Genomic DNA, 22,318 nt, shown 5'->3' with positions numbered 1-22,318 from the left:
TGGTGAAGATCGCGCAGCGAGCGCTGGATGCCCTCTCTTCTTCGCTGATTCCAGAGGGCTTCGTTTCTGAAGTGTTATACTTTTCGTTGCGGTGCAACCTTTCGTGAGATTTGCATCTAAACCCTAAACAACGCATAGCGGGTGACGAAACCTGCTGTGGAGGCGACTTATTCCACCAATTGATAAACGTTCCGCCAAGTCTTTTATCCGCACTAACGAACGCATCCGCGCCCGCGAGATTCGCGTCATCGACGAAAATGGCGAACAGCTCGGCGTCATGGCTCCCTTCGACGCCCTCAAAATGGCCCGCGAGCGCTCGCTCGACCTGGTAGAGATCTCCCCTAACGCCGTGCCCCCTGTCTGCAAGATTCAGGACTACGGCAAGTTCCTCTACGAAAAAGATAAGAGCGATCGCGCTGCCCGCAAAAAACAGAAGGTCATCGTCATCAAAGAGGTCAAGTTCTCAGTGACCGTGGACGAGCACGACTATCAGACCAAGAAAAACCAGGCTGTTCGCTTTCTGGGCGAGGGCGACAAGGTCAAAGCCTCTCTGCGGTTCAAGGGCCGTCAGATGGCGCATCGCGATCTCGGCTACAAGATCATCAACCGCCTCATTCTGGATATCGGCGACGCCGGCCTGGTGGAGTTTATGCCCCGCATGGAGGGCACGACGCTGCACGCCATCCTGGCTCCCTCCAAAAAGGCCGAGGCCGTTCCCAAGAAAGCGGCCACACCCGCAGTTCCCTCCGCCAATGCGAAGGCGACTGAACCTGTCACTCCTGCGCCTGCTCAGGCCTGATAAAACCACCCACTTCGCCTCATTTTCAGGGCTGAAGTGGGTGCGCAAAACTTTTCTGCCATCAAAAGTAAAACAAGCCGCGACGAATCCTCGTCCGCTGAAGCCTGTGCTTGTATTTTTCTTCCTTGGTCGCCTTACGCGGGGGATTTATGAACCGGCGACTTCGGCCAGCGGCACTAATCAATAAAAACAAAAGGGTTATTGTCGTAAGGCGGCGAGAGAGATCACGTCCCTATCAATCTTGGACCTATTTGGGGGCCGGAGGGAGATCGTCAGTCTCGCTAGTAGGCATCACCCATCAGCGCTGCCGGATCCGTTACTTTAGTAATCAAAATTGTTTGATACTTCTGTATATACCTGATTCTATTAGACTTACTCCAGTTTGTATCCTATTGTTACATCATCTGGTTTGTCCAGAGAAATCTTTTTACATAAATACAACTTTGGGGGTATCTCGTTATGAAACATATCGTTCGCGCTTTCGTTGTTGTCCTCGTCCTCACCGGTGCAGTCGCCACCACCCAAACCTCCAACGCTTCCGCCAAAAACAAGATCGTCGCCTCGCGCACCAGCATGCTACCTGTTCCGACCTGCGCTCCAAACGACCCTAACGCCTGCGGCATGGGAACGCGCTAATTCACGCCAGCAGTGAAGAATTACAAGAAGAATCAGCAGATTGCTAGACCAGGAGATTCCAGTTATGAAACTCATCGTTCGCGCTTTCGTCGTCGCCCTCGTCCTCACCGGTGTCGCCGCCACCACCCAGACTTCCAACGCCACCGCGAAGAACAAGGTCGTGGTCGCCCGCACCAGCATGCTACCTGTTCCGACTTGCGCTCCAAACGACCCTAACGCCTGCGGCATGGGAACGCGCTAATCGGGGTTAGTAGTCAAGAAAACCACGATTAATCAACAGCTTACAAGATCAAGGGGCCCAATATATGAAACACATCGTTCGCGCTTTCATCCTCGTTCTCGTTGTCACCGGCGCAGCCGCCACCACTCAGACCTCCAGCGCGTCGACGAAGAACAAGGTCGTCGCCTCGCGTACCAGCATGCTACCAGTTCCGACCTGCGCTCCGAACGATCCCAATGCTTGCGGCATGGGAACGCGCTAACACTATTGGGTAATTATTTGCGCAAAGTCAGGATTAATCCCTTGTGTCGGACCTGGTAATAAGCTAGCCTGTGCTTGCTTTATCAAATAGGTACGATACAGATGAGCGATTTCCTATCCAGTTTGACGGTGCAAATGGATTATCTAGAGCCGGTCTTTTGCGGCATGCTGGTGTTCTTCCTCGTCCGCAGCAAGGCGGCCCGCCAGTTCGGATACCTCGTCGCATTGTTATGTGTGCGACTTACATGTTCGGCTATCTGTCTACCGTTGTTATCTTTGAGCCGACATACCGTTGAAAGACATGCCGCTTATCAGGTTTACTTTTATGTTTACTGGATAAGCTATGCGTTGGAAGCGATCCTATCGCTCCTCCTGGTATATAGCATCTTCAAGCTCGCGATGGCTCCCCTGAAGGGCCTGCAGACTCTTGGGATGCTGGTCTTTCGCTGGGTCGCTGCCATCTCAGTCGCAGTTGCGATCGGTGTAGCCGTTACTCCCCACCTGTCCGGTATCAATTTCATGGTTGCGATGATTACGCAGCTACAGCAGACTTCCAGCATTCTCACGCTGTGCCTGCTGTTATTTGTTTGCTTTGCGATCCGCCCGATGGGCCTTTCTTACCGGAGCCGGATCTTCGGAGTCAGTCTCGGACTGGGCTTTCTTGCGACCACCAGTCTCGTCAACTCCGCGTGGATCGCTCACAACGCCAACATGTACTCTATGTTCAGCGTGATCAACGGCGTTGCGGTTGGTCTAACTCTCCTGATCTGGTCGGCTTACTTCGCCTTTCCTGAGCCGAAGCGACGCATCATCACTCTCCCAACCACATCGCCCTTTCTGCGTTGGAATCAGATTTCGATGGCTCTGGGCGACGATCCTGGACATGTCGCAGTCGGTGGAATCCCTCCGGAACTGTTTGCACCAGCTGAGCTCGAGGTCATGCGTCGCGCCTCTGCCAAGATGGCGACCGGATCGATCGATGCGCCGGCTTCCGTGCACTCTCTCTCCGCATAAAAGGCGCCATCAATCAAGTACCTCTGAAAGAGACAGTAAAAAGGCCGTCCCGTTTTGGGATGGCCTTTTCACTTTGTTGCTCTATTCGAACTTAGTCGCGCTCGGACTCTGAGCGCTTCCAGTTGATCAGGTCGCCGAGCGTGGTGCTGCTGCTGTTGCCCGAAGAGGTGGAGGAAGACGAACCGGAGTTGTTGCCCTTGGGCGACTTCTCGCGCTCCTTGTAGCTCTCGACCTCCGCGCGGCTGGCCTCTTCGCCAACAGCACGGATGCTCAAGCCAACCTTCTTCTCTTCCTGGTTCATCTTGACGATCTTGAACTCATGCTCTGAGTCAACATCCATCGAGACTGGCTTACCCTCGGCATTGATCGCCTCGGAGACGTGGCAGAGGCCCTCGACTCCTTCAGCAATCTCAACGAAGGCTCCGAACTGAGCCGTGCGCAGGATCTTGCCCTTGATGACGTCGCCAACGCGGTGCTGCGCGAAGAACGTATCCCAGACATCCGGCTGAAGCTGCTTGACGCCAAGCGACAGACGACGGTTCTCAGGCTCAACGCCCAGAACGATCGCGCGAACCTTCTCGCCCTTCTTCAGGACTTCCGAGGGATGCTTGATGCGCTTGGTCCAGCTCAGGTTCGAGACGTGTACCAGGCCGTCGATCCCGTCCTCGATCTCGATGAAGGCACCGAAGTCGGTCAGGTTGCGAACGCGGCCTTCAATGATGGCGCCGGTCGGGTACTTGTCTTCGAGCTGCTCCCAGGGGTTGTCCTGCAGCTGCTTCATGCCGAGCGAGATGCGGCGGTCGTTCGGATTGACGCTGAGGATGATGGTGTCGACTTCGTCGCCGGGCTTGACCATCTTCGACGGATGCTTCATCCGCTTCGACCAGGTCATCTCCGAGACGTGAACGAGACCTTCGATTCCCTGCTCGAGCTCAACGAACGCGCCGTAGTCGGTGACCGACAGAACGCGGCCGCGAACCTGCGCACCGATCGGGTAGCGCTCGGTCGCGTCGAGCCACGGGTCAGGCGTCAACTGCTTGAAGCCCAGCGAGACGCGCTGCTTATCCTTGTCGAACTTCAACACCTTCACCTGGATCTCGTCGCCAACGTTGACGAGGTCGCGGGGATGGGTGAGACGACCCCAGCTCATGTCAGTGATGTGGAGCAGTCCATCGAGGCCGCCCATATCGACGAATGCGCCGTAGTCGGTGAGATTCTTCACGGTGCCAGTCAGGACGCTGCCCTCTTCCAGGGTGGCGAGAGTGACGGACTTCTTGGCGTTCTGGTCTTCTTCAAGAAGCTCTTTGCGGCTGATGACGACGTTGCCGCGCTTCTTGTTGAGCTTGATGACGCGGACTTCGATCTCGGTGCCGATGTAGCCGTCCAGATTGCGGACGGGGCGAACCTCGACCTGCGAGCCGGGCAGGAACGCCTTGATGCCGATGTCAACGGTGAGACCACCCTTGACGCGGCTAAGAACCATGCCTTTGACAGGGGTCTTGTCGTTCGCCGCCTGCTCCAGCTTGTCCCAGACCTTGTGACGGAGAGCCTTGTCATAGCTGACCAGGTAACCGCCTTCGGACTCTTCGCGCTCGACCACAACTTCAACAGTGTCACCTGCCTGGAACTTCGAGACACCATGGATGTCAAGAACTTGTTCCAGGGGGATGAGACCTTCAGACTTAAGCCCGATGTCGACAACAACATGCTTGTCGGTGATCTTGACGACGGTGCCGGTAACGATGACCTCTTCTGCAGTCAGGTTCTGGGCAGCGGCGGACTCGGCGGCCTGCTCGCGATCAAAGTTCGCGAGGGCGGCAGCAAAATCAGCAGCGTCGTAGTTCAAATCATCGTCAGACTCGTCGGCTGCAGCGGTGACCGTGGCAACGGTTCCGTGGTCTGCAGACTGGTGAGCGGCGGCAGCTGGTGCAACATGCTGTGCAGCTTCACTTGACGCGCCGTGGGCGGTCTCATGCTGTTGGGTTGAGGTGGATTCAGAAGACAGGTCTGTGTGAGCCGCTGTCGCTTCGGGCGCTAGGACTTCCGTTTCGGTGGTCAGGGGTTTGCTCTCGTTGTGGTCAGGATTATGGTTTTCTACCATGGTGAATGCGGACTCCGGGATCCAAGAGATTTCTTCCTCTAGAGCAGCGCGTGGGCGGGAGCAATCAGCGAATCCGGGAGGGGAGGCTGGCTGCTTTCTCTATCCCCGCGACAGCTTCGGCAGGATGGAAGGAATCAGGTCTTGCAGAGGAGCTATTGCACTTGGGTCCCACACGCAATAGCTCACTGATAAAGCATAGAACTTTGCATACGGTACGTCAACAAAAGTCGGCCTCTTCGCCTGCATTTTCATCACCATGTCATGCTCGGAACCGGATGAAATTCTCTTGGGTCGTACATAATTTGATGCAGAGCGCCCCGATTTGATGCAGAGAGTGCTCCAAACTGCGCAAGTGTCGGGACAGAATCAGAGCCGTGAGCGGGTCTGGGCGGCCTCGTCCGCTTCGGGGCTACTCGGTCCGCTATACTCGCCGAATGGACCGCCTCTGGACGCCCTGGCGCTACAGCTACATCACCCGCTCGGACCCGCAGGCCAGAAGCGGGGTTCCTTCGGCTCTCAGCGCCTGGCCGCCAACCGAAGCGGAAGACAAACGCTGCGTCTTCTGCAACATGATCGCTGCGGTGGACTATGCGGTCGATCACGGAATGGAACGGATCGTCGCAGAAAAAGCGGCGCACATCGTCTGGCGGGGGCAGACCTGCTTTATCTGTCTCAACGCCTTCCCCTACTCCACCGGACACCTGCTGCTGCTGCCGTATCAACATCTGGACACTCTGGCTGCGCTTCCGGTAGAAGTTGCTCAGGAACTAATGGCTCTCGCCCAGCGTTCGGAGCTGGCGCTTCGAGAGGTTTATCACCCGGGCGGGATCAACATGGGTCTCAACCTGGGGGAGGCTGCAGGAGCCGGCATCGCCGATCACATGCACCTTCATGCGCTGCCGCGCTGGAGCGGAGATACAAACTTTATGACGGTGACAGCCGAGACGCGCGTCCTTCCCGAGTCGCTCGATGTGACCTGGGAAAAGCTCCGACTCGCCTTCAAACATTAAATACAACCAAAGTCTCCGGCCTTCCATCCTATCGCAATAGCAGTCTGAGGCCGATGGTCTCGCTCGAGGGCCCAATGCCAAATCTTTCCCAGACACTCCCCGCATCCCTGCGATCAGTTCCGCCTGTCGCGCCGGAGAATCGAAGCGCGCCAAAGCCGGATCGCCGTCCTTATATCGTTCCAGTCCGCAAACCCGCGGCTTCGACTCGCAAATATCTGTCTCTTTTTCCGCACGAATCCGAGGATGCTCGCCTTACCGGCGCCACCCGCTCCCTGTATCGCAGACTACTGGCATTGAACCTTCCGCGCCCGGCGGAGTCGTCAGAGCTTCCGACTCCTGCTCCTGCGCGGGAGACAAGGGATATGCGGGTATCGGTCGTCTCACCGAAGACTGCATGAAACTTGAGCGACGGAGATTTCCGAGGAGTCCAAATCACGACACGAAAAACCCTGCTGCGAGCAGGGTTTTTTGTGGGACCGAGAACGTCAAGGTCCACTGGATAACCCCTAAGACGGCCCATCCGGTGGCACGCTGGCAGTGGCCTTGGGAGCCGCAGCATCGCGATTACCCGAATCTCTCGATCCCGGCACCCTTGTAGCCTCAAAGCTGGTGATCTTCCACACGCCCGACGGTAGCCTCTGATAGACACGCGTATAGCGATACGTCCCCTGGACCGCCACGCCTTCATTGGTTCCTTCTACCTGAGCCCGCGAGGTCACAATGGCGATCGAGCCGACCAGCTTTACCTGCATCTCGCCCAGATCGAGCTTCGTCAGGACGAACTTGCGGGTTCGCATGCGGTCCAGCTGTTGAATCTTGGTGTTGACCTGGCCGGTCATCGAGATGCCGATGTAATCGTCGGAGAGGAGCTTGTCCATCGTGGCGACGTCGCCCGCGAGCTGAGCCTGTCGCCATTGCTCCTCGAGCGCTTCGACCTGCCGCTTAGCGTCGTGCTTTTTCTCGTGCAGCGGTTGCATGTGACCCGCAAATGCGTCCTGCGGGGGCCATCCTACTGCCACGGCCGCCAGCAACACGACGGTGCCCGTCAGCGACCTACGAATTGGACGACCGAACAAGCCCATAAGCGTACCGGATGGTAGACCGATTTACCGCGTTGAGTCAAAACTACTTTAGTCGTACGCGAGTCTCCACACATGAGACGGAGCCGCACGCAAAGAACCCCGACAGAAAAGCATCAACAAACAGCGGTGAGATTCTCAACCTGACGTTCTTTCATCTTCTGATACAGACCCCCAATCGCATACTGATGAAAGTGAGGCGTCCCTCTATGATGCTCCAACGCTGCGTCATCGACGTACTGTTCGTAGATAAGAACCGTGCAGGCCTCTCCTTCGACCAGATGGGGAATATAACTTGCGCATCCGGGCTCCTGCCGGGAAAAGGCCGTAAGATGGCAGAGAATCTCGGAGATCTCGTCACGGTCCGACTGGTCGAAGGTCATTCGCACGGTAAAACTAAGCATAGTCCGCCTTTCCTCTTACGCCTTCAACGCGTCTTCAAATGCAGGCAATGTCATGGTCTGGTCGCGATCCGGGCCGGTGGAGACCATTCCAATCTTCGCCCCCGACTCCTGTTCGATAAATTTCAGATAATCCTGTGCTAACTGCGGCAGCTTGTCGAACTCCGTGATTCCTTCGGTCGAACTGTTCCAGCCCTTCAATTTGGTGTAAACCGGCTCGATCGCGTTGTAACCCGGCATGTCCGCGGGGATCAGATCCGTCAGTTTTCCGTTGACCTTGTAACCGGTACATACGGGGATCTCCGCGCACTCGTCCATGACATCCATCTTGGTGACGACCAGCCACTCCGTCCCGTTGATCATGTTGCTGTAGCGCAGCAGCGGAATATCGAGCCAGCCGCAGCGTCGCGGACGGCCAGTGACCGCGCCATACTCCTGACCACGCGCGCGGAGCAGATCACTGGTAGAGTCGTGAATCTCGGTGGGGAACGGCCCTTCGCCCACTCGCGTCACGTAAGCCTTGGTGACACCGATGACGGTGCCGATCCTTGTGGGCCCAACTCCGGTGCCCGTCACCGCACCGCCTGCCGTGGAAGACGAAGAGGTCACGAAGGGATAGGTTCCGTGGTCGATATCCAGCAACGCACCCTGCGCCCCTTCGAACATGACCTTTCCGCCGTTGTCGATCTCGTGGTTGAGCATGACCGCCGTATCGGTCACAAACGGTGCGATCTGCTCGGCTGCGCGGGAGTACTCCTCGTACATCGTCTTGGGGTCCAGCGGCTCGGTGCCAAAGAGAGCGTGAGCAATCGTATTCTTTTCGTGGCAGGCGTTCTCGATGTGCGTCCGCAACAGCGCCGAGTTCAGCAGATCCACAACGCGCAAACCGCTGCGATGCATCTTGTCTTCATAGGCCGGGCCGATGCCGCGGCTGGTCGTCCCGATCTTCGTCCGTCCGGGCGCATTCTCCGCGGCCAGCTCGATCATCCGGTGGTAGGGGAGAATCACTTGCGCGCGGTTCGACACGAAGAGTTGATCGTCCACGGGCAGACCCGCATCCTTCAACTTCTTGACCTCGCTCAAAAACGCCATGGGGTCCAACACAACACCATTGCCGATGACGCCTTTGCACTCCGGACGGAGCACGCCGCACGGAATCAGCTGCAGGACGAACTTTTTGCCTTTGATGATGACGGTATGGCCGGCATTGTGGCCACCTGCATAACGCGCGACCACGGAGAACTTCTCCGAAAGTACGTCGACGATCTTGCCTTTGCCCTCATCGCCCCACTGGGCACCCAAAATAACCGCTGATTTGCGTTGATTCACGACGGATGTGTTCTCCAAGGATGGTTGTTGGCCGGAAGACCGAAGACGCGCACCGCAACAGGCAAATACGCGCTGCAATCTATCATATAGCGTCGCTGGCTCCAGCGTTTGGCGTCACTGGTTGCGTAATCTGCACCCCAGAAAACCTGCGTCCATCGGCCCAAACAGAGGCCAAATAAAACCCAATCGCTGGGTTTTCAAGGCTGACCATAGTAAAGGTTTCGCGTCCTTGCGGTCACTCCGGGTGTTTCAACGCTGACCGCGACAGAGTGGGATTGATTCGGCCGGTCTGATGACGTTGGGTCCACTGTCAGCGTGTAAAAGGCATCGGCCTCCGCAACGCAACGAGAAATCTGTTCCGTGATGTCGTTGCTGGAGTTGAGTGCCTGGCCGCCGCTCTGCCTGGCCAGGACCTGCAACGCAAGATTTCCCGCCTGCGCATCTTTCGAGGCCGATACCGGTTTCAGAAACTCCTCGTAGTAAGTGAGACGATTCGTAGCAGCATCTTCCACCCCAAGCGGGTCGATGCTGTAGAGCGTGATCCGAGCCTGGCGGAGCGCCGTGGAGAGATAGACAATGGAGGAAAATAGCCCCTGCTCCTCCCTCGTGCTCAGGGTTATATTCGGTCCGCTCAGAATCGGCCAGCCCGGGCTGATCCAGATGACCATCTTCCGTCCCGGTTCCTTCGCCTCAGTGGCAGCAAGCAGATTCAAGCCCTTCAGAGAAAGAGTAAAGCGCTCCTCCGCGCCATAGAAACCCGTCGAGCGCCGTATCGTTCGCAGCTTCGTCACATGCTGATCAAACGAGGCCAGCAACGCATTTCCATCACGCGAGGAACCATTCTGCAGCTCAGTTCCGGTGTCGCTGAAGAAGGCCAGCGAGACCGGGTGGGTAAGCTGTCCGCCGTTTTGCAGAAGAAACTTTCTGAGCTGGTCGCGCTCATACGCCACGCGGGTGAATGAAGTGTTGACCTCATCCACAATGAGGATGATCTTCACCGGCGGCTCGGCCGGCGCAGCACCATCCACCGCGCGAAACGAAAGGATCTTTCGAACCTGGTTATTGTCACGCACGACAAAGTCATTCTGGGTGAGACCGGCTCTGGGCTTTCCCGACTTGTCCGTGACCACAACATCCAGCACAAGGTGAGGATCTCTGGCTTCGGTGAGCGGTGGAGCTGCGGTCACTGGAAGTTGGTCCGAGTGCGGCGGCGTCTGTTGTTGTGAGAGTGCGGAAAGAGGGACAAACGAAAGACAGAAGAGAACCAGCGCGGCCCGATTCAACGTACTCATACTTCCACCTCAAATACTTCTCTGCGGTCGTATCTGCGGGATGAAACGTCTCACAGCAGCCCAGTTTCGACCCTCGCATGAAGACGCGGCAGCGAACTCAGTAGTTTCAGCAACTCGCTCGACAGGCTATTGGATGCGACTGGCATCCTGAAAAAAACTGCGTCAGGCCATTTTGGTGGCGCAAGATGCGAATCTCTCGATATCCTCCTCCTGCGCTTCGGTCGACGGGGATCGGGCGCGGAGTCATAGCGCTGGCGCTTTGCTTCAACTCGACACTCTTAGGGCCGAACATGTCTGCATCACGCCTGCTCTATAGCACTACGATCTTCCTCGGCGCGTTCCTTCTCTTCCTGGTTGAGCCGATGGCCGCGAAACAACTACTGCCGGTGCTTGGCGGCTCCTCCGCGGTGTGGCTAACTTGCCTGGTCTTCTTTCAAGTCACCTTGCTGTTCGGCTATGTCTACGCCCACTGGATCACTCGCTGCCAGGCCACCACCTGGCGTCGGCATGTTTATCTGGTGACGCTGGCTGCGGCAACCGTGCTGTTGATCGCGCAAAAGATCTTCCCCGCAGAACCTGGTCGAGGCTCCGACCAACCCGTCACCACAATCTTCTCGACGCTCGCCTTCACCATCGGCCTGCCATTCTTACTGCTCAGCGCAACCAGTCCGCTGCTGCAGGTCTGGTTCCAGCGCTCCAAAGGCGGCACGATTCCCTACCGCCTCTTCGCGCTCTCGAACTTCGGCTCTCTTCTCGCTCTCATCGCCTATCCCTTCGTCGTCGAACCGCACCTCACACTACAGTTCCAGCGGAGTCTCTGGTCCTTCGGCTTCATCGTCTACGCCGTCTTCTGTGCGGTCATAACGCGCCAACTCCCCGCACCTGCGCCGGCCGACGCTGTAGAAGAAACACAAGCCCCAGCCCCTGCTCCAGCCAAAGCAAAGTGGCTCTGGTTCCTGCTTCCCTTAGCCGCCGCGATGCAGCTCAGCGCAGTCACCAGTCACCTCACCGTCAACATCGCTGCAATTCCACTCCTCTGGATGCTGCCGCTCGCCGTCTACCTGCTCACCTTCATCCTCGCCTTCGAGTTCCCTGCGCTCTACCGTCGCGGCATCGTCGTCCGCCTGCTGGTCGTGATGCTCGCCAGCCTCGGCTACGCCATCTCCAAAACGGATGTGAGCCTGCCCATCGGCATCGCTATCCTCTTTTTCCTCGCAGAGTGCTTTCTCGCCGGACTCTTCTGCCACGCCGAGGCCTACGCTCTGCGTCCGAAGAACCCCGCTGAGACAACGCTCTTCTACCTGTGGATCGCCGCCGGAGGAGCAGCAGGAACCTTCTGCATCGGCATAGCCAGTCCGATGATCTTCTCCGCCAACTACGATCTCGCCATCTCGTTCTTCGTCACCGCCGCACTCGCCATCGCGGTGACGTGGAGCGACGGCTGGCCGCAACGCCTTCTCTGGTCCACCGCCAGCGCACTGCTGCTCTTCTTCGCCATCATGCTGCACACCGCCTACGCCCGCGAGGCCATCCTCGAGGTCCGCAACTTCTACGGAACCCTCCGCGTAAAGCAGACGGTCGGCCCACACGGCGGCACCGAGCGCATGCTGTTGAACGGCACCATCCAGCACGGCACGCAGCTCTTCGCTCCAGGCCTCACCCGCACTCCCACCACCTACTACGCCGACAACTCCGGCATCGGTCTCGCCCTTCACCACTGCTGTGGCGAGCGACCCCGCAACATCGCAGTCATCGGCCTCGGCACCGGCACCATCGCAACCTACGGCGCTGCCAATGACCGCATCCGCTTCTACGAGATCAACCCACTGGTGCGCCCCATCGCGCAGAACCTCTTCACCTACCTCCGCGATTCCCCAGCGCAGATCACCTTCGCCGACGGTGACGCACGCACCTCCTTGACCCGCGAGGCCCCGCAGAACTTCGACATCATCGCCATCGACGCCTTCTCCGGCGACGCCATACCACTCCACCTGCTCACCATCGAGGCGATCGCGCTCTACAAGAAACATCTTGCGCCGGACGGCATCCTAGCCTTCCACGTCTCCAACCAATACCTCAATCTCGCCCCCGAGATCGGCCAACTGGCACGCGACTCAAACCTGCAGGCAAAGCTGATCGAAAGCCCGCCCGACGACTCCCTCGGAGCCTATCGCGCCACCTGGATTCTGCTCACCTCGAGCCACACCTTCTTCGAACAACCTGAAATAACAACCGCTGCCAGCGCCGTCCCCACTGACGCACGCCTCCGCACCTGGACCGACGACTACTCCAGCATCTTGCCCATTCTGCAGCTATCGCATCACTAGCTACTTCGCCCACGCCAGCCCGTCCGCTGCATCTCCCGCGTCGATCAATCGCGCCATCTTCCACTGCTCAAGATCGATCTCCGCCACCTGCTTGCTCCTGGTGCAGGAGACAAACGCACTCTTGCCGTCGGGCTTCATCAGGATCTCCGTCGGCCCATCCGCGACGTCGATCGTGCGAGCCACCTGCATCGACTTCAGATCGACGACCGCGACCTGATGCGTCGTTCGCAGAGCCACCAGCAGCCAACGTCCATCCAACGTAGTCGCCGTTCCATACCCCACACTCGGCAGCGGAATCCACGTCTTGACCTTGTTGGTCGCGGTATCGATGACAGCGAGCTGCGGTTTCGTCTGGTCGGCTGTAAACACCATGCTGTCGTCGCGCGAGATCGCAATCCTCTGCGTATCCGTCGAGATCGGAATGATCGCAAGCGTCTTGCGCGCCTTCATATCGAGAACCGATACCGTGCCCGGCCCCACGTTCGCCGTATACCCTCGCGAGCCATCACGCGATAGCGCCAGCATGTGCGACTGCTCCTGTCCCGTGGGAACGCTGCCGACAATCTTCAAAGTCTTTGGGTCAATGATGCTGATGGTCTTGTCCAGCTCCGTCGTCACGTACAGCATCCCGCTGTTTTTGTCGTAGATTACGCAGTGCGGCCGCACTCCATGTCCGAAGTCGATCGTATGAACGAGCTTGTGGCTCGCAAGATCGATCACGGAGATCTTGCTGCCGTCGGTGCCCGGCTTGCCCACGCCTGCACTGCCATAGATCGGCACGAACGCCGTAGCTCCATCGGGCGAAGCAGCCACCTCGTGGCCAGTCACACCGTCCACCGGCACCGCAGCCATCTGTTTGCCCGCAGCGGGATCAATCAGGCTCAGATCGCGGTCCCCTTGATTCGCCACCAACAACAGCGGACGATCGTTTTTTTCCATGCTGCCCTGTGAGAACGCAACGGCCCCGGCCAGGCTCACGAAAAAGCAGCCCATCATGCGACGCGAAAAAAAGATCTTCTTCATAAGGCGATCAGTATAGCCTTGTGGAACCATATAGCCGTAGGTTGCTTGCCTGCCGCACAGTCGCGGTCACAATTGAATAAAGCTGCTTCACACGCTCATCGCTTGTAGCACCCAGGCTTCTCCAACCATCTGCACCTTCTCCATTCCCTTCGAAGAGAGCACAACAAAGTCGCGGTTAGGTATGGGCCAGCTCGCAGCGAGCTTGTAGCCGAGATGCTGACGCGCCGTCTTGAGCTCGTCCGGACCGAAGATGCGACACGGCAGAGTCTTTACAAACGTCTCCAGCGTGAAGAAGCCCTCGCTGGCCGAGACAGGAACCTTATTCAAAAAGATCATGTACGGCTTCCGGGGCAACCGATCGATGAGCTCTTCAATCGACCAATCTACATATTGCAGGCTCCCCGAGCACAGCAGCGCATCGCACGCCTCGGTCTCTTCGACGTGCTCATAAAAGCACAGCGAGTGCACCTCCGGAGGCACGCGCCGCCGTCCCTCCCTCACCATCGCCGGCACATCGACGATCTGCCAACGAAAGTCTTCGGGAAGATCGAGCATCTCTTTAAACGCGTAGAACTTCACTCCGATATGACCGCCAAAATCGGTCACGGCGTGGAGATGGTTCTCGCGCATAAGCTTCTGACAAAAGGTCAGTATCGGCCAATCAAAGGGGTGAATCGTCGAGTACGATTCGATCCCGATCGAGACAAGCGACTCATTGTCATAGGTTGCACGGCGCTGAGCCGGAAGAGAGTTCGTCGCCTCTTCGCTGGTGTTGAATCGCCCGCGATAATGGCCGAACTCTTTGCCGACTACGAAATCCAGCACGCCGGATTGCCGCAGTTGCTTGTATCCCGGAAAAGTTGAGAGGTTCAAACGTGTCAGAACACCCGTCATCGACATGGCATTTCATCCGGTTGTATTTGGGGAGAGTTCAACTATATGCGATGAGGTAACAAATTTCAGGTTCAATTATTAACATTGTGTTAATTTAACGACGATGAACAGATCGAACCTGCAAAAGGCACGTAGATTGCTATGCATTTCGTTGCAACCATTACGGTAACCTCTCACCCTCCTATACTTACAAGAAGCATGCCTGAACTCCCTGAAGTCGAGACCGTTGCAAATGGTGTTCACGCCCGGATCCACGGCCAAACCGTCCTCTCCGTCTGGACCAGCAACAAGCCTCAAACCTTCAAATCTTCGCCGGATCAGATCATCGAAGCTCTTGCCGGCAGTCGCATCGACCGCGTCCACCGCGTCGGCAAAACGATCGTCGTCGATCTGATTCGCTCCAGACAGAACGAAGAGAGGCCCGCGCAGTTTCTCGTCCACCTCGGCATGACCGGCCGCCTGCTCGTCTCCGCCCCCGACACTCCGATTCCTCCGCACACCCACGCGATCCTGGCTCTCAGCGGCGGAAAAGAGCTTCGCTTCGTCGATGCTCGCCGCTTCGGCCGGTTGTCCGTTGTAGAAGCTGCGACTCCAGAGGAGAAATACGCTGGGCCAGGGGCCGAACCTCTCACCATCGGGCTTGGGGACTTCATTGCGCTCTTCCGCGGCCGTAAGACCCCAATCAAAGCCGCGTTATTGAATCAGTCCCTGCTCCATGGGGTCGGCAATATCTATGCCGACGAGAGCCTCTTCCACGCCGGCATTCGCCCCACGCGCCACGCCGGACGCCTCACACGAGCCGAACTCACCCGTCTTCACGCAGCGTTGATCAAGGTGCTCACTGAAGCAATCAGGCTGGGCGGCTCATCGGTCTCCGACTACGTCGACGCAGACGGAGTCGCCGGTTTCTTCCAGCTTCACCATCACGTCTACTCGCGAACCGGCCAACCCTGTCGTATCTGTGGCACGCCAATCAAGCGCGTCGTGGTCGGTGGACGGAGCACACACTACTGCCCCACCTGCCAGAAGTAGCGACTACTGCTTGATCGCTGGTTTTGTTTCGCTTTTCTGCTTTTGGACAAGTCCACGCACTATTGAAGGAAACTCGGCCAGATCCATAGCCCTGTGCGAATGAAACACGGTGAGACCCGTGCAGACGATTGCGTCGGCAATATGAGTCGAAGATGGGCGTTCTAGCCGACATGTGTTCCTCAGCACTGGCCCTGGCAGTGTCAGCTCAGGTGTCGGGGAGCAGGCTGTGCCGTTTTCCGCTGTTCGGCAAACCTCGTTTTGAGTGATCTTGTAGCGCATCACCTCACGGCTCTGGATGTGGATTAGGGTATCGTCCTCTGTCCGGCTCCAGGTCCCGAGATGAACAACAAATGCCTGATTCAAGTTCAGATCAATCGGAACCTTATTTCCATTCTTGGTAAAAGACGCTGTGACCTCAGCGTACAGTCCCTCACGGTAAAGAATCATCAGCGTCCCATCTGCCTGTCGAAGCGTTTCACTTCGAGGTGCGCCAACGACTCTATCCCAATGCAAATCTGTGGTGAAAATTCGGTTTGGATCGAGATCAGTCTCCTGAGCGGCTGTTGTGCCGCAAACCAACAGTGACAGCCACACAACCATTACAGAGAATAGACCGCATTTCACGTAAGAAATCCGAACCAAAGTTCAATACCTCTCACCGAGTGGCGGCAAGCTCGGCCGAGACAGCAGCGCCGATGACCCGCACCTCGGGCGTATCGTCGACGATTTCCAGCGAGTACCCCTGCAGCGGACTCATCTTCACCATCTGCTGCAGATAATCCTTCAGCATGGACATGTCGAGAAAGCGCGTGTTGAATCCCGCGATGAAGATCTTCCCAGGCCCTGCCATATGAATCGTGGTCGCCGACGCCGCTGCCAAAGCCTTATGCCAAAGCCGTTTGAACTCCACGCAGCGCGCATCGCCCTGTTTCGCTGCCTCGAAGACCTCTTCCGGTTCCATGTCGAGGAATCGCAGACGCATCGCACGATGCCCCATGATCCCTTCCATATGTCCGCGCCCGCCGCATCCGCAGAAGCGCTCTTTCTCGTCGAGCGTCACCACCGTGTGGCCGCCCTCCCACGCACCCGGCGCAAAGGGATACCGCCCATAGCCGATTCCCACGCCCAGGGTCCAGACGCGGATCATGCTGTCCAGCTTGCCGTGCATTGAAGCCAGGCCCGCAGCCATTCCATCGGCATCATTCACCGCTGTGACCGTGACATCGAGCCCGTGACTGCGCAACTGCCCAATCAGCAGCTCCTGGATCTTCGCGCCCTTCAACTGCGGCAGGTTCGGCGCCTCTGCGACCACGCCATCCTTCACCAACCCGGGCAAAGCCACGCCGACTGCCGTGATGTCCTTCGCGCCATCTGCTGCCAGGAGCACCTGACTTGCGATCGTCTCCACCAGCGCTTCGGTGTGCTGCTCCACCAGCGCGTCTTCGTCGTCGTGATCTTCAGGAAAACGTCGTACCGGCCCCACCAGCTTGTGATCCACGACCAAACCGGCCGAAATACGCTCCGATAAAATTACCCCAATTGTCTTTGCCATTACCCTGTCCGCCTCGTCCTCGGGTGCCGCGTTTCTACTCAAATTTGCTGACGCGGTTCAACCCGTTGAAAGCCGCAACTTTATAACATTCTGCGAGAGTTGGATAGTTGAAGACAGTATCCACGAAATAATCCAGCGTTCCGCCCAGTGCCATTACGGCCTGCCCGATGTGCAGCAGCTCACTGGCACCCTCGCCGATGATGTGAACTCCGAGGATCGCGTGCGTCATCCGGTGAAAGATGATCTTGAGCCGGCCAGTCGTATCGCCGCGAATCTGACCGCGCGCAATCTCGCGGTAGTAGGCCACGCCAACCTCATACGGCACATCCTCCTCCGTCAGCTGCTCTTCCGTCTTGCCGATAAAGCTGATCTCCGGAATCGTATAAATCCCATACGGATAAAGTCCCGGATTCGACAGGATCTTTTCGTCTCCAAACGCCCGTGCTGCCGCCACGCGACCCTGCTCCATCGAAACCGAAGCCAGAGAAGGAAATCCAATCACATCGCCCACCGCAAAGATCGTCGGCACCTTCGTCCTGAAGTCTTTATCCACCGGGATGCGCCCGCGCGAATCGGACTCGATCCCCACAGCGGCCAGGTTCAACTCATCCACATTGCCCTGACGACCTACCGCATACAGCAACGCATCGCCCTGAACCTTCTTCTTGCTCTCGAGATTCGCCACGACGGTCCCGTCCGGCATCTCCTCCACCGACTCGACCTCTTCGTTCAGCCGCATCGTCACCCGCGAGTCCCGCAGATGGTAGCTCAGCGCCTCGATAATCTCCTGGTCGGCAAACTCCAGCAGCCGCGGCCTCCGCTCAATCAGCGTCACCCGCACTCCGAGGGCTGAGAACATACAGGTGTACTCCACTCCGATGACGCCGCCGCCCACGATAATCATCGTCTTCGGCAGGTTCACCAGCTCCAGCACCAGGTCCGAGTTGATGATGCTGCGCCCGTTAATCGGCACCTTCGGCGAAGACGCCGGCTTGGTCCCGGTTCCGATCAGGATGTTGTTCGCCTCATACACGGTCGAGCCACGCGAGTTTGTCACCTTCACATGCGTCGCGTCTTCAAAGCTCGCCACCCCAACCAGCATCTCGATGTTGTTCCGCGAAAGCTGCGCCTCGGTCACGTCGATCTCGGTCTTGATCACGTGCTGCACCCGAAACGCCAGGTCCGCCATCGTGATCCGTTCCTTCACCCGGTAGTTCATCCCGTAGATGGACTTGTAGTTATATCCGGAGAGGTGAAGAACCGCCTCGCGCATAGTCTTTGAAGGAATGGTTCCGGTGCTGATGCAGGCTCCGCCAACAACCTCGCGCATCTCCACCAGTGCAACCTTCTTACCCAGCTTGGAAGCGTAAATTGCAGCGCGCTGCCCGGCCGGCCCGGACCCGATGACAATCAGATCGTAAACACTACTACTCATATTGGCAGATACTCATGGACATCCACTCCAACGTCTCGGCGGGTCTTGTCCCGTTATCGGCCCCTGCGTGGCGATCGTGAGGGGCCAGTTTCTTTGACTGTGTGCGCGTTCGCCTTACTGCCTTGAAGCTACCACACCAACATCACAGACTCCACTAAGGGGACCTTGGCACCATACACTGATTTCACCATGCTTCGCTACGCCATCACCAGCCGCGCGCTCTACCCTGGCGACGAGCAGCAAAAACAAGCCGCCCTCCTCCGCGAGGCCGCAAGATGGATCGCCGACGGCATCGACCTCCTCCAGCTAAGAGAAAAAGACCTTCCCGCGGCCACGCTCGCGACCCTCACCCGTAACCTGCTAGAAAAAATAGCCTTGGCCGCCAGCCCGACGCGTCTGCTCATAAACTCCCGCCCCGACGTCGCCCTCGCTACCGGCGCTCACGGCGTCCATCTCTCCGCCTCACCCGACGAACTCTCCCCTGCTCAAATCCGCGACCTCTTCCACTCTGCCCACGCCCCAAAACCCCTGATAACGGTCTCCTGCCACACCCTCGCCGACATCCACCGCGCCCGCCACGACCAGGTCGATGCAATCCTCTATGCCCCCGTCTTCGAAAAACCCCTCGCGGACGGACAAATACTGCCCGGCCAGGGTCTCGACCAACTCCGCGCCGCCTGTACCGCCGCCGCTCCTATCCCGGTTTACGCGCTCGGCGGAGTCACCCTCCAGAACGCATCCTCCTGCCTCGAAGCGGGCGCCGCAGGAGTCGCAGGAATCCGCCTCTTCCACAATCCCTAATCTGTGCTGGCCACCGCCGATGGAACGCAATCGCGGGTAGAGAGCGTTGGCGGCAGATCCGATTTCAAATGCAGCAACGATGTCTGCTGAGCCAGCACACGTATGTAAGCGTCGGTGAAGACCGTTGCGCAGGCATGACTGAGATGAGAGCTCTCCGGCAGCGTCAGGTTCTGCACCGTGGGAAGGTCGTCAATGTGGATGCCGTTCGTATGCGTGTAGGCGAGCAGCGGATCCCATCCCCTGGCTCGAGGTATGTGCTTGTCTTCGACCACACGCAGATCTGGCGCCGAAGGAGACCGCACGAAGACGACATCGCCACCGCGAGCACGAATCTTGTCGACAGCGATCTTTGTTCTTTCCAGAATCACCTGGACGTTCTCGTCTTTAATCGGGAATGGCTGAAAGTGCTCATGCCAGACGGTTCGCGCGTGGTCACTGAGTCTTCGATCGTGTTCGAGTCGGCGCCAGATCCAGGCTTGCCCTCCCGCACCCATCTCCCCTACCTTCCAGACATCGTGGTAAGGCCCCTTCACTCCACGCCTCCAATCAGGATCGAGTTGAAAGATAAGCGTGCTGAGTTGATAGCTGTCGTCGAGCATCGCCAGGCGAGGTGAGATCACGCGCTGGATCACGAAAGATGCGCGATTGGACGGAGACTCCCAACGGCTCAACGCAAGCGCCTTCTTCGGCCGCGTAACCGAATATACGGTATCAAAATACACGCTTTCGGCCATTCCCACGATGGCCAGCCCCTTGAAGTGCGGGTCGTCAGCAATGTCTTCCAGAATGGGTAGCGCACTCCCGCCTGCAATGCCCAGCTGCAGCGGACGAACTCCGGTAAGCTGCACAGTGCGATCCAGGTCGGTGTCGTACAGCAGACGCGAATCACTGATGATGGCAACAGGCACGTCGCGCTTATCCACTTGTCGTCGCAGTTCCGCCCAGCGATCATAAGTGCCGCTCGAGTCCCCCGGGACGAGCTCAAGCCTGCGCATCTTCCACTCCCAAAGGGACGTGAACAGGATCACGAGGACCAGGACGACAAGCGACATGGCGCGCCACGGCTGGTCAGGGATGTCGCGTTCCGGCACCGGCTGCGCAACACCTGGACGGTCGGCTGCGGTAAGTCGCAGACCGGAGGGAAGGGGCTCGCGAACAATGTCGTGGACGACGCTAGAACTGGAAATAGATGAAGCCATTGCTCTCTCCGTGTTGAATTACCACTGCGAAGGCCATGATGGTCCACAGAGCTGTCAGCGCCGTGGGGTGTGCGCGCCCGATCGCCGCCTCGAGCGTCTGGTTGCGCATAAAAGAGTGAGCCAGCAACAAGCCGCCGATAATCATCATCGTGGTGATGATGTAAATCGCGGCCAGTACAGGTTCGGCATGCGCATTTCTCCCGAACATACCGCGCAGGATCACCATCGCCTGGTGAAAAGTCTTCGCCCGAAAGAAGACCCATGCGACGTTTACCAGAACGAAGGTCAGCAGCCCGAGCCCGGCAGACGCGACCGGTCCCGGCCGATATCCGGAGAACCGCTTGCGCAGCACTCTTTCGACCGACAGATAGAGACCGTGCAAGCCTCCCCACACCACAAAGGTCCAGCTCGCACCATGCCAAAGTCCGCCAATGAGCATGGTGGCCAACAGCGAAAAGTACGTCCGCGCGTCTCCGTGGCGATTGCCGCCGAGCGGAATATAAAGGTAGTCGCGCAGCCACGCCGAAAGCGTGATGTGCCACCTGCGCCAGAAGTCGGTGAAACCAATCGCCGCATAAGGGAAGCGGAAGTTGTCCGAGAGAGCGAACCCCAGGCAGAGGGCCGCCCCGATCGCGGTAATCGAGTAGCCGGCAAAGTCGCAGAAGATCTGTCCGCTGAATGCCAGCGTCCCCACCCAGGCATCCACAAAGCCCGGAACGACCCTACCGTTATAAACCTGGTCTACCACCGGACCGAGAAAGCCGTCAGCCAGCACTGCCTTCTCAAAAAGCCCCAGCGTCATTAGCGCCAAACCAAAACGCAACTGATCCGGCGTCGCCTTGTGCGGAACTTCAAACTGCGGGACCAACTCGGTTGGCCGCATGATCGGACCCGCGACGAGGTGAGGAAAGAACGTGACGAAGAGAGCGTAGTCGAGGAAGTTGCGTGCAGGCACCGCGCGCCGAAGATAGATGTCCAACGTATAGGACATGGTGGCGAAGGTGTAGAACGAGATGCCGATGGGAAGGACAATACTCGATTGCGGAGGGCTGTATTTGAACCCCGCCAGCGACACCAGATGGGCGAAGTTCTCGACGAGAAAGTGGCCGTACTTGAAGTAGCAGAGCAATCCCAGGCTTACGACGATCGAGAGCAGCATCCACGCGCGACGCTTCCATTGCTGCTCTGCCTGCGCAAGTCCGCGCGCTGCAAACCAGTCCACCACCGTCGACACCCAGAGCAGGATCACGAACGGCGGATTCCAGGCCGCATAGAAGATGTAGCTGGCAACCAGTAGGTTAACCTTCTTCACCCTCCACGGAAACGGCATCGCGTGCAGGAGCAGAACAATGGCAAAGAAAACTACAAAGACCAGGGAATTAAAGACCATGCCTACCTCTTAGGATCATGAAAGGAATAGCGGCCCCGAAGTGCAACTACTCTCAATTGTGAAATCCGGCTTCGATTCGTTTCGGCTGCAGCGCCGGCGCGCGTTAGAAGCTCTCTTAGTTCGTTCAGCGTGGCCGATGCATAACCGGCCAGATATAAGTCGTCATCTTGCGTACATCCCATACTGTCGACACACCTCACCCATCGATTCACAACCGCCGTTGGACTCCAAAGCAAAGCAAGACATCCAGAAACCAGAAGCCGCCTGCTGCTTGAATCGATAAAAGATTGGCCCGAGGAGCGATTCGAACTACCTGCCCGCCGGAGGTTCCCAGCCTGGCCGTGGTGCTAACAAACCAGTTCGATCCCCTGAAGATCCGCAAGGGGATCTGGGTAGACAGCCAAGGCAGCTTCATGGCCCGCGTCACCGAACCGAGGAACGGTTCGGTCTCAAATGGTTTTTTGGAGTGTACACCCTTTTATGGCTAAAGCGATTGAAGAGTGAGGTTTGACTATGGAAGCTC

Annotated in this window: 21 protein-coding genes; 10 read left to right on the top strand and 11 right to left on the bottom strand. The window is 57.9% G+C overall.

The window, feature by feature from the left end:
- Positions 1-151 precede the first annotated feature (151 nt).
- From infC to HDF12_RS03105, 5 genes are all read left to right on the top strand, one after another.
- Complete coding sequence (infC, locus tag HDF12_RS03125; RefSeq protein ID WP_306458011.1) at positions 152-799, top strand: translation initiation factor IF-3; 648 nt, start codon at positions 152-154, stop codon at positions 797-799.
- A gap of 459 nt (positions 800-1,258) precedes the next feature.
- On the top strand, positions 1,259-1,435 hold the full coding sequence (locus HDF12_RS03120; RefSeq protein ID WP_179581169.1) for a hypothetical protein: 177 nt from the start codon (positions 1,259-1,261) through the stop codon (positions 1,433-1,435).
- 64 nt (positions 1,436-1,499) lie between these two features.
- Positions 1,500-1,676 (top strand): hypothetical protein, encoded by a 177-nt coding sequence (locus HDF12_RS03115; protein ID WP_179581168.1) that lies wholly within the window; start codon positions 1,500-1,502, stop codon positions 1,674-1,676.
- Positions 1,677-1,740: 64 nt separating this feature from the next.
- Entirely contained in the window at positions 1,741-1,917 is a 177-nt protein-coding gene (locus HDF12_RS03110) for a hypothetical protein (RefSeq protein ID WP_179581167.1), read from the top strand.
- 101 nt (positions 1,918-2,018) lie between these two features.
- On the top strand, positions 2,019-2,930 hold the full coding sequence (locus HDF12_RS03105) for a hypothetical protein (RefSeq protein WP_179581166.1): 912 nt from the start codon (positions 2,019-2,021) through the stop codon (positions 2,928-2,930).
- Positions 2,931-3,021: 91 nt separating this feature from the next.
- Here the strand turns inward: HDF12_RS03105 and HDF12_RS03100 are convergent, their stop codons facing one another.
- Positions 3,022-5,031, bottom strand: coding sequence for a 30S ribosomal protein S1 (locus HDF12_RS03100; RefSeq protein ID WP_179581165.1), 2,010 nt, complete (start codon positions 5,029-5,031; stop codon positions 3,022-3,024).
- Between the two features lie 434 nt (positions 5,032-5,465).
- Here HDF12_RS03100 and HDF12_RS03095 point away from each other — a divergent pair, with 434 nt between their 5' ends.
- Complete coding sequence (locus HDF12_RS03095; RefSeq protein ID WP_179581164.1) at positions 5,466-6,041, top strand: HIT family protein; 576 nt, start codon at positions 5,466-5,468, stop codon at positions 6,039-6,041.
- 74 nt (positions 6,042-6,115) lie between these two features.
- On the top strand, positions 6,116-6,439 hold the full coding sequence (locus HDF12_RS03090) for a hypothetical protein (RefSeq protein ID WP_179581163.1): 324 nt from the start codon (positions 6,116-6,118) through the stop codon (positions 6,437-6,439).
- Positions 6,440-6,547: 108 nt separating this feature from the next.
- Here HDF12_RS03090 and HDF12_RS03085 read toward each other — a convergent pair whose 3' ends face one another.
- From HDF12_RS03085 to HDF12_RS03070, 4 genes are all read right to left on the bottom strand, one after another.
- Positions 6,548-7,123 (bottom strand): nuclear transport factor 2 family protein, encoded by a 576-nt coding sequence (locus HDF12_RS03085; RefSeq protein ID WP_179581162.1) that lies wholly within the window; start codon positions 7,121-7,123, stop codon positions 6,548-6,550.
- A 113-nt stretch (positions 7,124-7,236) separates the two neighbouring features.
- Complete coding sequence (locus HDF12_RS03080) at positions 7,237-7,524, bottom strand: putative quinol monooxygenase (protein ID WP_179581161.1); 288 nt, start codon at positions 7,522-7,524, stop codon at positions 7,237-7,239.
- Positions 7,525-7,539: 15 nt separating this feature from the next.
- A complete protein-coding gene (locus HDF12_RS03075; RefSeq protein ID WP_179581160.1) occupies positions 7,540-8,850 on the bottom strand; it encodes an adenylosuccinate synthase in 1,311 nt (436 codons plus the stop codon).
- 197 nt (positions 8,851-9,047) lie between these two features.
- Positions 9,048-10,142 carry a VWA domain-containing protein gene (locus HDF12_RS03070; protein WP_179581159.1) on the bottom strand — a complete coding sequence of 365 codons (1,095 nt, stop codon included), beginning with the start codon at positions 10,140-10,142 and terminating at the stop codon, positions 9,048-9,050.
- Between the two features lie 185 nt (positions 10,143-10,327).
- On the opposite strand from HDF12_RS03070, the gene HDF12_RS03065 reads away from it, so the two are divergent.
- Positions 10,328-12,469 carry a fused MFS/spermidine synthase gene (locus HDF12_RS03065; RefSeq protein WP_257025323.1) on the top strand — a complete coding sequence of 714 codons (2,142 nt, stop codon included), beginning with the start codon at positions 10,328-10,330 and terminating at the stop codon, positions 12,467-12,469.
- Here HDF12_RS03065 and HDF12_RS03060 read toward each other — a convergent pair whose 3' ends face one another.
- On the bottom strand, positions 12,470-13,492 hold the full coding sequence (locus tag HDF12_RS03060; protein ID WP_179581158.1) for a cytochrome D1 domain-containing protein: 1,023 nt from the start codon (positions 13,490-13,492) through the stop codon (positions 12,470-12,472).
- A gap of 87 nt (positions 13,493-13,579) precedes the next feature.
- The gene (locus tag HDF12_RS03055; protein WP_179581157.1) at positions 13,580-14,392 is read right to left on the bottom strand and encodes a methyltransferase, TIGR04325 family; all 813 of its coding nucleotides are present in this window, start codon (positions 14,390-14,392) and stop codon (positions 13,580-13,582) included.
- Between the two features lie 192 nt (positions 14,393-14,584).
- On the opposite strand from HDF12_RS03055, the gene mutM reads away from it, so the two are divergent.
- Entirely contained in the window at positions 14,585-15,418 is an 834-nt protein-coding gene (gene mutM, locus HDF12_RS03050; RefSeq protein ID WP_179581156.1) for a bifunctional DNA-formamidopyrimidine glycosylase/DNA-(apurinic or apyrimidinic site) lyase, read from the top strand.
- A 655-nt stretch (positions 15,419-16,073) separates the two neighbouring features.
- On the opposite strand, the gene HDF12_RS03045 is transcribed toward mutM, so the two are convergent.
- Both HDF12_RS03045 and sthA read right to left on the bottom strand, forming a co-directional pair.
- Positions 16,074-16,970, bottom strand: coding sequence for an ROK family protein (locus tag HDF12_RS03045; protein WP_179581155.1), 897 nt, complete (start codon positions 16,968-16,970; stop codon positions 16,074-16,076).
- Between the two features lie 34 nt (positions 16,971-17,004).
- Positions 17,005-18,405, bottom strand: a complete 1,401-nt coding sequence (gene sthA, locus HDF12_RS03040; RefSeq protein WP_179581154.1) for a Si-specific NAD(P)(+) transhydrogenase — start codon at positions 18,403-18,405, stop codon at positions 17,005-17,007.
- Between the two features lie 165 nt (positions 18,406-18,570).
- Between sthA and HDF12_RS03035 the strand changes: the two genes are divergently transcribed.
- Positions 18,571-19,206: a thiamine phosphate synthase gene (locus HDF12_RS03035; protein ID WP_179581153.1), complete on the top strand. Its 636-nt coding sequence runs from the start codon at positions 18,571-18,573 to the stop codon at positions 19,204-19,206.
- Here the strand turns inward: HDF12_RS03035 and HDF12_RS03030 are convergent.
- Together HDF12_RS03030 and HDF12_RS03025 are read right to left on the bottom strand one after the other, a co-directional pair.
- Positions 19,203-20,405: a hypothetical protein gene (locus HDF12_RS03030; RefSeq protein WP_179581152.1), complete on the bottom strand. Its 1,203-nt coding sequence runs from the start codon at positions 20,403-20,405 to the stop codon at positions 19,203-19,205. The genes HDF12_RS03035 and HDF12_RS03030 overlap by 4 nt on opposite strands.
- Positions 20,380-21,795, bottom strand: coding sequence for an MBOAT family O-acyltransferase (locus tag HDF12_RS03025; protein ID WP_179581150.1), 1,416 nt, complete (start codon positions 21,793-21,795; stop codon positions 20,380-20,382). Before HDF12_RS03025 ends, HDF12_RS03030 begins: the two co-directional genes overlap by 26 nt.
- Positions 21,796-22,318: the final 523 nt, after the last annotated feature.

Origin of the sequence: Tunturiibacter gelidiferens (assembly GCF_013410115.1) — a bacterium.
Lineage (GTDB): Bacteria > Acidobacteriota > Terriglobia > Terriglobales > Acidobacteriaceae > Edaphobacter > Edaphobacter gelidiferens.
The sequence above is the reverse complement of the archived record's forward strand: the minus strand, read 5'-3'. Positions and strand labels throughout refer to the sequence as shown.